The sequence below is a fragment of the Gillisia mitskevichiae genome (assembly GCF_003634585.1).
GTDB lineage: Bacteria > Bacteroidota > Bacteroidia > Flavobacteriales > Flavobacteriaceae > Gillisia > Gillisia mitskevichiae.
This window is the reverse complement of the sequence record NZ_RBLG01000004.1, coordinates 185,403-198,562: the sequence shown is the minus strand read 5'-3', so window position 1 is coordinate 198,562 and position 13,160 is coordinate 185,403. Positions and strand designations below refer to the sequence as shown.

Genomic DNA, 13,160 nt, shown 5'->3' with positions numbered 1-13,160 from the left:
ATTAATATTTAATCCATTTATACAATTCTTTATAAGTTGGTTTTTTACCATACATTAAAATCCCTACTCTATAAATTTTAGCTGCAAGCCATACTACTCCTGCATTGGTAACGAATAATATAATTACAGAAATCGCCAACTCATACCATGGCACTCCAAATGGAATTCGCATTAGCATAACAATTGGAGAAGTTAAAGGGATCATAGAGAAAATTGTAGAAACCGTGCCGTGCGGATTTTCAATTACTGAGAAAAAACCAACATAGATGCCCAACATTAAAGGCAATATTATAGGGAACATGAATTGTTGGGTATCAGTTTCAGAATCTACTGCAGCACCAATAGCTGCGTAAATAGCACTATATAGAAAATAACCACCTATAAAGTAAACCAGAAAAGAGAGTATTAAGGTTAAAATTGGCAAGTTGGTAATGTCTATTATTAGCTGCTGTATTTCTCCATTAGAAACTTGCTCTATATCTTGCATTTGCGGCTGAGCTTCCATGAGATTCATACCAGTAAGAGAGGAGGTTACAAATAAAAGAATGGTTCCTAAAACAACCCAAATAGAGAATTGAGTGATTCCCGCCAAGGAAGTTCCAATAATTTTTCCCAGCATTAATTGGATAGGTTTTACTGAAGAAATTATAATTTCTATTATCCGGTTGGTCTTTTCTTCAATAACGCTTCGCATTACCATATTTCCATATATAATAATGAACATCATAAGCAGATATCCTGCTGCACCCCCAAAAATCATCTTTATATAATTAGACATTTTTGAAGTTCGCTCCCCTTGAAAATTCTCTATTCGAATATCTACTTGTGCTTCTGCCGCCTTTATTTGCGAAATATCTAAACCACGAGAAATAAGCTCTCGTGTAGTAAGATTTTTTGAAATAGTGCGTTCGATCTGTCTTAAAATTCCAATAGAAGGTGCTTCTTTCCCGAAAAACAGAATAGATTTAGCTAAAGCTACATTATCTTGATTATTAGGAATATAAAGCACTCCATAATATTCTTTTTCTTTTACTAAAAGTTTTGCATCTTCCAGAGAAATAGAAGATACATCTACAAAATCTATTTCTTCTTTATTTTCAAATTCCCCCTTAAATAATCCACTATCGTCTTTAACCGCAATAGTATGAGTCTCACTATTATTAAGCATACTTAGATAAGCGATCAAAGAAAACATTCCTACTAAGATCAACGGACTCAAAAAGGTCATTACAATAAAGGTCTTATTTCTTACCCTTGCCAGATACTCTCTCTGAATAATTAGTTTGAGGTTATTCATTTTTAGTAACGGTTTTAATAAAGATATCATTTACTGAAGGCACTACTTCTACAAAATGATTAACTCTGGATTTTGTAATTAAATATTGAAGCAGATCGTTTGGCGATTCATTTGGCTTAATTTGAATATTCAATTTTAAATCGTCTGAAAGGGATTTAAAATGCGCCTTCTTAATTTTGAAATTGCTATTTAATTCTGCTAATAATTCATTCTCATTAAATGGGTTCATCCCTACTTCAAAAGTATTAGTCTTATGTGCTCTTTTAATGTCATCTACCTTACCATCTAACAACTTATTAGACTCATGTATCAATGCCATATAATCACATAATTCTTCTACACTTTCCATCCTGTGGGTAGAAAACAAGATCGTAGCACCTTCATTTCGAAGTTGGAGGATTTCATTTTTAATAAGATCGGCATTTACTGGATCAAAGCCACTAAAAGGTTCATCGAAGATCAATAATTTAGGACGATGAAGTACAGTAATAACAAATTGTACTTTTTGAGCCATTCCTTTAGAAAGCTCTTGTATTTTTTTATCCCACCAGTGTTTAATATCTAATTTAGTAAACCAATAATCCAACTGCTCTTTAGCTTCGGCCTTAGTTAAACCTTTAAGTCTTGCAAGATAAAGCGCTTGTTCACCCACCTTCATAGATTTATAAAGTCCGCGTTCCTCGGGCAAATACCCAATATGCCCAACATCATTTGGGTGAAGGGGTTTTCCATCTAAATATACTACGCCACTATCGGGCATAGTAATTTGATTTATTATCCTTATAAAAGTGGTTTTTCCAGCACCATTTGGCCCTAGAAGTCCAAAAATACTTTCTCTAGGGATATTGATGGAAACATTATTTAGTGCAGTAAAATTTCCAAATTGTTTGCAAATATTTTCTGCAACCAGAAGATTATCCATAAAAGTCTATTATCTCGTAAATATATTGAAATAGCGCAGAAATGCTTTTATATACCTAAGATTTTATTTTGGATGCAGCTACTAAACATTTATCATAACAAAAACCCACCCTCAAAACGATATTAAGGATGGGAAAAAAATTGCTATGAAAAAGAAAAAGTATCACTAATTAAATTAGTGATACTCAAATATATAAAAATTATCTTAAAATTTTCTTAATTAAGAAAACATATCTTTTACCTTCTCGAAAAATGATTTATCACTCTTTTCTGGATTAGGTTGGAAATTTTCATCTGTAGCCATTTTCTCAAAGAAGTCTTTCTGTTCTCTATTTAAAACTTTCGGAGTCCAAACATTTACATGCACTAAAAGATCTCCCTTTCCGTAGCCATTTATATTCGAGATACCTTTACCTCGAAGTCTCAAAATCTTACCAGACTGCACTCCTTCGTCTATCTTAATTCTCACTTTTCCAGAAACAGTATCTATTTCTTTACTCGCTCCAAGAACAGCTTCAGAATAGCTAATATAAAGGTCATAGTGCAGATTGTCTCCTTCACGTTGTAATGTAGGATGCTCTTTTTCTTCGATTGCAACTAATAGATCTCCGGGAACACCATTTCCTGGTGCCTCATTTCCTTTACTCGAGACTTTTAATTGCATACCATCTTCTACCCCTGCTGGAATTTTGATAGTTACAGTCTCTTCTTTAGAAATTAGTCCGTGAGCATCTGCATCTGCAGGTTTTTGATCTATTGTTTGACCGGCCCCACCACAAACTGTACATGGAGATGCTGTTTGCATTCTACCAAGAATCGTGTTCGTAATTCGTGTTACCTGCCCTGTTCCACTACAAGTAGAACAAGTTTTATAAGTTGTGCCCTCAGCCTGAACTTTACGCTTTACTTTTATCTTTTTCTCGGCTCCATTAGCAATTTCCTCAAGGGTTAAACTCACTCTAATACGTAAATTACTTCCCTTAACTCGTCGCTGACCACCGCCGCCACCGAAACCTCCAAAACCGGAGAATCCGCCGCCACCGCCGCCAAAACCACCATTTCCGAAAATATCACCAAATTGGCTGAATATGTCATCCATATTCATACCGCCTCCACCACCACCGAAGCCACCTTCGAATGCTTGATGTCCAAAACGGTCGTATTTAGCACGCTTCTCATCATTGCTAAGAATTTCATATGCTTCAGCAGCTTTTTTAAAGCTCTCCTCTGCACTAGAATCCCCAGGATTTTTATCTGGGTGGAATTCTATAGCTTTCTTTCTATAAGCCTTTTTAATTTCAGCTTTAGTTGCACTTTTGCTTAATCCTAATATTTCGTAATAATCCTTTTTCATTTTGTGATTTTGTAATTTTTAGTAGCGACTTTAATGTAAATTATTTACCTGTCACCACTTTTGGATAGCGAATAATCTTGTCTCCAAGTTTATACCCGCGCTCTACCACATCTACTATCTTGCCTTTCAGTTTATCTGAAGGAGCTGGAATTTGAGTAATGGCTTCATGCATATCTGCATCAAAAACATCACCCTGCTTTACATTCATTGGCTCTAAACCTTTATTCAGCAAAGTCTCATTAAATTTATTATAAATAAGCTCTACACCTTTAAGTAGATTTTTATCCTTTGCTTTCTTAATTTCATTCATCGCTCTGTCAAAATCGTCTAAAACGGGTAACATAGCTGACATAACTTCCTGATTAGCGGTCTTAAATAACTCGATTCTCTCTTTAGAAGTACGTCTTTTGAAATTTTCAAACTCAGCAAAAAGTCTTAAGAACTTATCTTTCTCTTTTTCAAGATCTGCTTTTAGTTGATCATTCTCAGATAACTGCTCTCCTTCTGCTCCCTCTACTTCCTCAATAGCTTCATCTAGAAGTTCTTCAATTTGGTCTTTTACAGAATCGTTGTTATCTAATTCGTTGTTATGCTCTTTATTATTGGAATCTTGTTGTTTGTTCATTGGTGCGCAAAATTTGTTTTCATGCAAAGGACAAATTTGTTGCCAATCCTATAAAAATGTCAAAATGTCATCTGAAAAAATTTAATATATATTTATGATGAACGTGTTAATTACGTTGGTACTTTTGCACTTCATTAAAAATTACGAATAAGATGAAAAAATCAATATTAAATATTTTCACCATTGCAGCAATTGGATTTGCTGTTGTAGGTTGTAAAAACGAAAATAAAGAAGCTGAAACTACAGATGCTCAAGAAGTTGCAGACTCCACTATGGAAGCTGCTTCATTTGAAGTAGACACTACAAGCTCTGTGATCAACTGGCAAGGTGAGAAACCTACTGGAACTCACACGGGAACTATCAAGTTGACAGAAGGAACTTTTAAAGCTAACGATAGCGTAATTGAAAGTGGAACTTTTGTAATTGATATGAACTCTATTAATGTTACTGATCTTGAAGGAGATGATAAATTGAATCTTGAAAAGCACCTTAAAGGAACTGTGGAAGGTAAAGAAGGAGATTTCTATAATGTAACTAAATATCCTACTGGAACTTTTGAAGTTACTGGGGTTTCTGTAAAAGACGGAAAAACAATGTTACAAGGGAATCTTACTTTAAAAGATGTTACCAAAAATGTTGAATTTCCTGTAACTATCAATATTAATGAAGACACTTTAGAATTAACAAGTGAGAAATTTAATATAGACAGAACTAAATGGAACGTGAATTATGGTTCTAAATCTGTATTTGATGGTTTAGGAGATAAGTTTATCAATGACGAGATTGAATTAATGATAGAAGTGAAAGCTAAAAAAGCTTAATTCTATTAAACATATATGAAAATAGGCTGCAAATTGCAGCCTATTTTTTTTACAATAAATTCTGTAAAGCCTTTGTTAGATTCTTATATTTAAAGGTAAAACCTGTATTTTCAATTTTATCTGAACTCACCAATTGGCTGGCTAAAACTACAGTAGACATATCTCCCAAAGCTACTTTTAAAGCTATAGCAGGAACATTTGGCAACCAAACATTCTTATCTAATTGTTTGGCAATTCCATCCATCAATTCCGTATTGGTAACAGGATTTGGAGCTACGGCATTGTAGACACCTTCCAAATCATTCTCTAAAATATGTATGTATAAGTTGGCAAGATCTTCTATATGTATCCAAGATTGCCATTGTTTACCACTCCCAAAAGCGGCACCTAAATTAAAATCTGCAGGTTCTTTCATTTTCTGTAATGCCCCACCATCTTTGGCGAGAACTAATCCTGTTCGAACTTTTGCCACCTTAATATTTAGATCACTAAATTTATCTGCTGCTGCTTCCCATTTCTCAACAACTTCTCCCAGAAATGAATCATCTGTTCGCGAATCATCTTCCTTATAAAGATTTTGTAAGGAACTAGGATAGATCCCGATCGCACTGGCCGAAATAAATTGCTTTATAGATTGATTGGTAGCTTTTAATCTGTTTAAAAGAAGATTTGCAGTATCTATTCTACTATTCAATATCTCCTCCTTATAACTACTTGTCCATCTTTTAGCGATGCTTGCACCTGCAAGATGAATTATTACATCCACCTTATTAAGACATTCATCGTCGATCACATTATTCTCGGGATCCCAATAAAAGCCCTTAAAATTTCCCTCTTTCCTGACCTTGTCTTTGTTTGTAGTAAGATAATTAACCTCAAAACCTTTGGCTAAACATTTTTTTGAAATATTTGAACCTACTAAACCGGTGGCACCTGTAATTAAGACTCGCATTTTTTTATTTGCAATATACCGACAGGATTCCGTCTCAGCTAACTATTTCACTAGGTTTAACAAGGAGAATTATATTATTTTAGTTGCTCTTAACATTTCTCTCTTTCCGGGAGGTCCCGGGAGGCGTTCTACACCGAAGCCAACTTCTAGCATTGCTCTTCTAACACTGCCTTTCGCAGCATAAGTAACCAAAATACCATTGTTCTTTAAAGCATTAAACATTTTCTTAAAAATCTCTACAGACCATAGCTCCGGTTGAACCCTTGCACCAAAAGCATCAAAATAAATAAGATCATATAATTGATCATCATCAATATCTTGAAAGAATTTCTGCTGTTTGATAAGTTTAAAGCTTGGTGTAATTTCTACTTCATTTTCCCATTCTGAAGAATGGATGTTTTTAAAAAAGTTTTCAGCTTCTGAATCTTCAAGCACTTCCACAAAATTCAATTTATCAACCTCCTCCTGGGCTACAGGATATGCTTCTACACCAGTATATTTAACAACTGTGTTTTGAGCAGATGCTTCTTCCCAAGTAACCAAGGCATTTAGACCTGTACCAAATCCAATTTCCAATATAGAGATCTCTGTTTTATGGCTACTACTTATATAAGGGATCAAGCCTGTTTTTATAAATACATGCTTAGCTTCTTGCAAAGCCCCGTGTTTAGAATGATATTGCTCGTTCCACTCGGGAATATGAATGGTAGAAGAACCATCTCCAGTAATAATTATTTCTCTTTTCAAATCTAATATATTGAGTGGTAAAATTAATTTAATTAAAGCGGTTGTTCTCAAAATTCTCAATTAAACTCTAATCCCACATTCAAATGGTTTAAAAATATCTATCTATTTAACTTATAATAAATAAAATAATATTCTCTGAAATAGTTGATTTTCAATAAATTGCCGCTTCTATTCTGAAATCAATCAAATATTAACGTTAATTTTAGAAATCATCAATAATTATATAAAATTATTATAAATATTACAGAGCTTGTTAATAATTTCAATCGATGTAACTTTGATTTAGGTTTAATTTGGGTAAATTTGCAAATACTAAAAAAATTATAATGAAAAACGATGCAACCATCGATATTGATATTAAAAGAGCCCTTACCTCTAAACTAGATTCTATAGATTTCGAAAATTTAAAATTTGGGCACATTTTTACCGATCATATGATGACGTGTGATTATGAAAATGGTTCTTGGCAGACTCCTAAAATTATGCCTTACGGACCTATTTCCTTGGATCCTTCTGCGAAGGTTTTTCATTATGGACAAGCAGTATTTGAAGGTATGAAAGCCTTTAAAGATGATCAAGATCAGATCTGGATGTTTAGACCAAAAGATAATTTTAATCGTATTAATATCTCTGCTAAAAGGATGGCTATCCCGGAATTTCCGGAAAACTTTTTTTTCCAAGCATTGGATACACTTTTAAAAATGGAGAAAGACTGGATTAAAAAAGGATTTGGGAATTCTCTTTACATAAGGCCTTTTGTAATTGCTACAGAACCTGGAGTATCCGCTTCCCCTGGAACAAACTATAAATTTATGATTATATGCTCTCCAGCAAAATCATATTACAATGGAGAAGTTCGAGTTAAATTTTCTGAAAATTATAGTCGTGCTGCAGATGGTGGTGTTGGATATGCAAAAGCTGCTGGAAATTATGGAGCACAATTCTATCCAACTAATTTAGCAAAGGAAGAAGGATACCAACAAATTATCTGGACCGATGCTAATACGCATAGTTTTCTTGAAGAAGCTGGAACCATGAATATTTTCTTCAGAATAAATGACACTTTAATCACCACACCAACTAACGATAGAATTTTAGATGGAATTACCAGAAAAAGTTTAATCACTTTAGCTGAAGAAAATGATATTAAAGTTGAAGTGAGAAAAGTTCCTGTTCAAGAAATTTTAGATGCTGCGAAAGATGGCACATTAAAGGAGATCTTTGGAACCGGTACAGCAGCAGTTATAAATCCGATCTCCGGATTTGGTTATAAAGGTGAAAAACATGAATTACCAGTATTAACAGATTCTTATGCAACTTTCTTTAAAGATAAATTGATGAAAATTCAATACAACCTATCTGAAGATAAGCATGGATGGAGATATTTAGTGAAATAAAATAAATAGAAGTCAATATTAAAAAGCCTTGAAATTAATTTCAAGGCTTTTTGATTTTTATTGAAGATTTTTTAAAGCTTAAATATCATGTTGAGCAGGATAGAAACCTCCTCCATTCTTTTATAATTCTCGACTACGCTCGAATAGACCCTTCTATATATTGTAAATCTTTAAAGCAGCACGAACCTAAGTCTTAACTATTTCTCTAAAATCTTCTGAATCTCAGGCCTAAAATAGTTTGGCCCTTTCAACACCTTTCCATCTTCCCGGTATATAGGCTTACCATTTTCACCAAGCTTGCTCATATTACTGCGTTGAATTTCTTCAAAAACCTCTTCTATTTTATGTTGCATCCCATGTTCTATAATGGTACCACATAAAATATACAACATATCTCCTAAAGCATCCGCGACTTCTGTAAGATCATTATTATTGGCTGCTTCCAGATATTCTTCATTTTCCTCCTTCATTAAATTAAAGCGAAGCATATTCTTTGCTTCTCCAAGATCTGCAATTGGATTTTCATTCATTCCCAATCCAAATGCGGTATGGAATTCTTGTACGGCTTCAATTCTTCTTTTCATTATTAATTGCGTTTTAAAAGTTAACTTTGCTCTAAAATAACAAAAATGTTTAGTACCGGACAATGGATTTTTGCAGCAATATTTTTTCTCTCATTTGTAGTGGTGATAATCTTCAGCTATAAAAAAGATATTGCTATCCATAAAAAATATCATAAAGGCAGTTTATATGTATTAGTTGGCTTTTTAATCTTTATAGGTTTATTGTTTGTGATAAAGGCTTATTTAAAAAAATAGACAACTATAATTAGTTATCTATTTTAGATTTCATTAATCCCGGATGATTTTTTCTTAAGAACGAATTTCGAGAAGAATCTATTTGTCTTATAAATTCTTCTAACTCCAAATTTTGTCTTCTCCAATTTCTCAAAAAATAATCGTCTGCGAAGAAATCATTCATGAAAAGGGAGTCATTTTTTGGAAAATAGGAAAAATAATTTTCCCATTTATAGGGGGCTTTAACCTCAAAATATCTTCTGAAGTTATCCATTATACTATCTAGATTTTGACTAATAGAATCACCCTCTATTGTTGAGTATTTCCAAGAATAAACCGAATCGTACCTTATTAAATTTCCTTCTTCATCATACTCCTTTTTAACATCCCACTTCTCTTCGGGTTGAGCTGAGGATAATTTTTGGTCTTTATTCTGTTCCTTTTTCTCTTTTTCCTGTGCATTACAGGATAGAGTTGTTAGCACAAATAACAAAATAAGTAATTTTTTCATAACATGATAATTTAGAATTGTACTTAAAAACATCTTCTAAATTAATGTCTAAAGAAATTATTATAAATGATTTTAATCATAAAAAAAAGCCCCGACAAATAATATTTCTCGGGGCTTTATTGTAGATTTTATAAATTGTTTACTCTGCAGGCACAGCTACTTTTTCTTCCTTTTTCAAGAAGTGGTAATTCTTTGTATAATCCATCATTTGAGTTGCAAAATCTTTAGGCTGCGTAACCTTAATAGATTTGATCTCGTTATTTTCATCCATCTCTGGTACTAGTACAGCATTTACAAATCCGCTGTAAGGAGGAGATTTAAACTGGGCATTTCTATCTAAAACTTCTTTATGAATCTCTTGATCTACTTTAACCCCGTAGTTCTCTACTAAATTCTTAGCAGCTTCAAAATCACCTTCAGATTTAATTCTCTGAGATTCTTTTAATAACTCTCCAAATAACTCACGTAAACGCTCATAGTTTTTGATATCGAAATAAGTTTTACCATCTCTAGTCACTTTCTCGATAACTCCTTCTTCTTTTCCTTTTTCATAAACCCAAGCGCTCACCCATTGTCTATTACGCATATGAGCTTCTTCTACATCGTCTCCTATGTTCAATCTTCTTAGCTGAGTCATTAATCCATTTCTAATATACCCATCATAAGCAGCTTTCCCTGTCTTTTCCCAGCTATCTGTTAATCCAAGTTCTTGGATTTTTGGATCCATTAAGTAGTAAAGACCTACAAGATCTGCTCTACCTTCTTCCATTGTAGAAGCATAGTTCTTCAATGTTTCTTTAGTTTCTCCAACTCCAGGATTCAATTGTCCAGATGCATGACCTACTACTTCATGAAGTGCAGTGTGCAATTTATCTGCATTCTGCCCGTATTCTTCTTCTAAAGCAACTTCTTCTTCATCATTGGCAAATTCCTGTAAAACTCCAGTACTACCTGCGTTGTTATACGCGCCAATAATATTTCCTAGAGAAACAGACTTACTTCCGTGAGCGGCTCTAATCCAGTTTGCATTTGGCAAATTAACCCCGATTGGTGTACTTGGGGAAGCATCTCCAGCTTCTCCAGCAACCATAACTGTTTTGTAAGTTACTCCTACTACAGATTTCTTCTTGTGTTCTGGCATTAAAGGAGAATTATCCTCGAACCATTGTACATTGTTTTCAAGAACCTGCATTTTCTTAGACATTTCGAAATCCTTGATCTGTACAATACTCTCATAAGAACCTCTATATCCTAGCGGATCGTTATAAACTTCAATAAAACTGTTGATGTAATCTATATTTCCTTCTGTAGCTTCCACCCATGCAACGTTATAATCGTCCCATGTTTGAAGATCTCCAGTTTGGTAATATTTAATAAGCAATCCTAAAGCATTTCCTTGTGCTTCATTTTCTGCAACACCCTTTGCTTTTTCTAACCATACAATGATCTGGTCTATTGCATCTCCATACAATCCGCCACTTTTCCAAACTTTTTCTACTAGTTTTCCATTCTCTTTAACTAGAGTAGAATTCAATCCGTAAGAAAGAGGCTTATCTTTATTAGGAGAAGATTTCTTTTTGTAAAAAGCCTCTGCTTCAGCAGCAGTTACATCTGGTCCATAAAAATTGATCGCAGATCCTTCTAACAATCCCTTATTAGGATCTAGATTTACTTTTTTAGCATCCTTTTCATTAAAGATCACCTCGTAAGGTTCACCAGTAAGTTCCGTTTTAGTTTCAGCTAAAAGCGTATCGAAATACTCTTTGCTGAATTCTGGTTTCAACTTATCGTTAGAATAGTGGTGGTGGATCCCATTAGAGAACCAAACTCTTTTTACATAAGTTTCAAACGCTTTCCAATCTGATGTTTCTTTATCTCCGCTATAGTTAGCATAGATATTCTCCAAAGCATCTCTAATTTCAAGATTATGTCTATAATTCTGGTCCCACATTATATCACGACCACTTAATCCTGCTTGAGTTAAGTAATAAACCAATTTTTGCTCTTTCAGAGTTAAGTTTTCAAATCCAGGAATTTGGTATCTTAATATTTTAATATCTCCAAATTCTTCAACATTATATTCGAAATCCAAGTTGGTAGAAGTTTCAACTTCAGCAACCTCATTTTCTTTGTTTTCATCCTTACAGGAATACAGTAGAGTAGCCATTAACATTAATGACAAAATGAATTTAACTTTCATATGTTTCTGTTTAATTTTCCTGCAAATGTAGTAATTAGCATCTTGATATTTAGCTATATTAGCATTCTGAACCATTTTAACACCCAATTTTAAATGAAAATTTTAAAATATTTATTCTTTTTACTTCTTATTGTAATAATAGCAGGAGCAATTTACGTAGCCACTAAAGATGGAAACTACCAGGTAGAGGAAACTGCAATAATAAACGCACCCGTGCCTGTAGTATTTAATGAAGTGAATAATTTTAAGAATTGGGAACAATGGGGCCCGTGGATGGATGATGCAGAGGATATGATAATTAGTTATCCAGAAAAGACCATTGGAAAAGGCGCAAGCTATTCCTGGAAAAGTGAAGAATTAGGAGATGGCTCTATTAGAAATGTAAAAGTGATCCCAGAATCAGACATAGAACAGGTCCTTGTATTTATTTCTCCTTATGGGGAATCTACTAGTAATGTATATTGGGATTTTGTGGAAGTTGAAGAAGGAACTCAGGTGACTTGGGGAATTAAAGGAAAACAAAGCTTTATGGAAAAGCTTGCATTCAGCTTTACAGACGAGAGTTTTTCTGAAATGATCCGCCCTATGTATAAAGAAGGTTTAGAAAAATTAAATACAGTTGTGCTTGAAAAAATGAGTTCCTATTCTGTAAATGTAGATGGTGTAACCACGCATGGAGGAGGTTTTTATATGTACACCACCACAGCTACTAAAATTTCCCAGATACAAACTAAGATGCAAAAGATGTTTGCAGACGTTTCTTTATATATGGAGAAAAATAACATCTCTACCATGGGGAATCCTTTTGTTCTTTATAATCAATGGGATGAGCAAAATAATTCTGCGATCTATTCAACAGGATTTTTCACTCCGAGTTTAATTATTACTCCTACAGAGAGCACTGTTCTAAACGGAATGATGCCTGTGCAAAAAGTAATTAAGACCACTTTAAAGGGAGATTATAAAAATTTAAAGGAGGCTTGGGAAACTGCTTATAAGTATGCTCAAGAAAATAATTTACCAGTAAATCCAGATAGTCCAGCTTTCGAAGTGTATTCTATTGGACCAGATAAATCTCCAAACCCTGCAACTTGGGTGACAGAGATCTATATCCCTCTTTTGGAAGCTGAAGAACAGCCAACCTTATAACATTTATAGACCTTTAGATGAAAGCAATATTAATGGTTTTTCTTGGCGGAGGTTTAGGAAGTGCATTACGCTTTGTGATCTCTAGGGTTTTAAATAAATCTGCACTAGAGATCCCATTTGGCACTTTTACTGTAAATATTATTGGGAGCCTTTTATTAGGATTAATTCTTGGAATTTCTCTAAAATCTGGCACTCTTTCTAACAACGCCATGTTATTTCTAGCAACTGGTTTCTGCGGAGGATTCACGACATTTTCTACTTTTACTTTTGAAAATCAAGTATTTTTAAGAACTGGAGATTATACTAATTTCGCTATTTATACTTTTGGAAGTATTCTGGCTGGCTTTGCAGCAGTATTTATAGGATTGTATCTATCTAAATTGGTGTAA

At 33.8% G+C, this 13,160-nt stretch carries 13 protein-coding genes; 4 read left to right on the top strand and 9 right to left on the bottom strand.

Going from position 1 to position 13,160, the window contains the following annotated elements; all coding sequences use genetic code 11:
• Position 1 precedes the first annotated feature (1 nt).
• The 4 genes from BC962_RS13545 to BC962_RS13530 form a co-directional block, all read right to left on the bottom strand.
• Positions 2–1,297 carry an ABC transporter permease gene (locus BC962_RS13545; RefSeq protein WP_121346659.1) on the bottom strand — a complete coding sequence of 432 codons (1,296 nt, stop codon included), beginning with the start codon at positions 1,295–1,297 and terminating at the stop codon, positions 2–4.
• Positions 1,290–2,219 carry an ABC transporter ATP-binding protein gene (locus BC962_RS13540; protein WP_121346552.1) on the bottom strand — a complete coding sequence of 310 codons (930 nt, stop codon included), beginning with the start codon at positions 2,217–2,219 and terminating at the stop codon, positions 1,290–1,292. Before BC962_RS13540 ends, BC962_RS13545 begins: the two co-directional genes overlap by 8 nt.
• A gap of 219 nt (positions 2,220–2,438) precedes the next feature.
• Positions 2,439–3,572 (bottom strand): molecular chaperone DnaJ, encoded by a 1,134-nt coding sequence (gene dnaJ / locus BC962_RS13535; protein WP_121346551.1) that lies wholly within the window; start codon positions 3,570–3,572, stop codon positions 2,439–2,441.
• Positions 3,573–3,612: 40 nt separating this feature from the next.
• Positions 3,613–4,197, bottom strand: coding sequence for a nucleotide exchange factor GrpE (locus BC962_RS13530; protein ID WP_121346550.1), 585 nt, complete (start codon positions 4,195–4,197; stop codon positions 3,613–3,615).
• Between the two features lie 152 nt (positions 4,198–4,349).
• Between BC962_RS13530 and BC962_RS13525 the strand changes: the two genes are divergently transcribed.
• Positions 4,350–5,018: a YceI family protein gene (locus tag BC962_RS13525; protein ID WP_121346549.1), complete on the top strand. Its 669-nt coding sequence runs from the start codon at positions 4,350–4,352 to the stop codon at positions 5,016–5,018.
• A gap of 49 nt (positions 5,019–5,067) precedes the next feature.
• On the opposite strand, the gene BC962_RS13520 is transcribed toward BC962_RS13525, so the two are convergent.
• Both BC962_RS13520 and mnmD read right to left on the bottom strand, forming a co-directional pair.
• Complete coding sequence (locus BC962_RS13520; RefSeq protein WP_121346548.1) at positions 5,068–5,970, bottom strand: TIGR01777 family oxidoreductase; 903 nt, start codon at positions 5,968–5,970, stop codon at positions 5,068–5,070.
• A 69-nt stretch (positions 5,971–6,039) separates the two neighbouring features.
• Positions 6,040–6,717, bottom strand: a complete 678-nt coding sequence (gene mnmD / locus BC962_RS13515; protein WP_121346658.1) for a tRNA (5-methylaminomethyl-2-thiouridine)(34)-methyltransferase MnmD — start codon at positions 6,715–6,717, stop codon at positions 6,040–6,042.
• 326 nt (positions 6,718–7,043) lie between these two features.
• Here mnmD and BC962_RS13510 point away from each other — a divergent pair, with 326 nt between their 5' ends.
• Positions 7,044–8,114: a branched-chain amino acid aminotransferase gene (locus BC962_RS13510; RefSeq protein ID WP_121346657.1), complete on the top strand. Its 1,071-nt coding sequence runs from the start codon at positions 7,044–7,046 to the stop codon at positions 8,112–8,114.
• Between the two features lie 197 nt (positions 8,115–8,311).
• Here the strand turns inward: BC962_RS13510 and BC962_RS13505 are convergent, their stop codons facing one another.
• The 3 genes from BC962_RS13505 to BC962_RS13490 all read right to left on the bottom strand — a co-directional run bounded on the left by BC962_RS13505 (position 8,312) and on the right by BC962_RS13490 (position 11,622).
• Positions 8,312–8,698 (bottom strand): pyrophosphohydrolase domain-containing protein, encoded by a 387-nt coding sequence (locus BC962_RS13505; RefSeq protein WP_121346547.1) that lies wholly within the window; start codon positions 8,696–8,698, stop codon positions 8,312–8,314.
• Between the two features lie 244 nt (positions 8,699–8,942).
• The gene (locus BC962_RS13495; protein ID WP_147405658.1) at positions 8,943–9,422 is read right to left on the bottom strand and encodes a hypothetical protein; all 480 of its coding nucleotides are present in this window, start codon (positions 9,420–9,422) and stop codon (positions 8,943–8,945) included.
• 139 nt (positions 9,423–9,561) lie between these two features.
• Positions 9,562–11,622 (bottom strand): dipeptidyl-peptidase 3 family protein, encoded by a 2,061-nt coding sequence (locus BC962_RS13490; protein WP_121346656.1) that lies wholly within the window; start codon positions 11,620–11,622, stop codon positions 9,562–9,564.
• 93 nt (positions 11,623–11,715) lie between these two features.
• On the opposite strand from BC962_RS13490, the gene BC962_RS13485 reads away from it, so the two are divergent.
• Both BC962_RS13485 and crcB read left to right on the top strand, forming a co-directional pair.
• Complete coding sequence (locus BC962_RS13485; RefSeq protein WP_121346544.1) at positions 11,716–12,771, top strand: SRPBCC family protein; 1,056 nt, start codon at positions 11,716–11,718, stop codon at positions 12,769–12,771.
• Positions 12,772–12,788: 17 nt separating this feature from the next.
• A complete protein-coding gene (gene crcB, locus BC962_RS13480; RefSeq protein WP_121346543.1) occupies positions 12,789–13,160 on the top strand; it encodes a fluoride efflux transporter CrcB in 372 nt (123 codons plus the stop codon).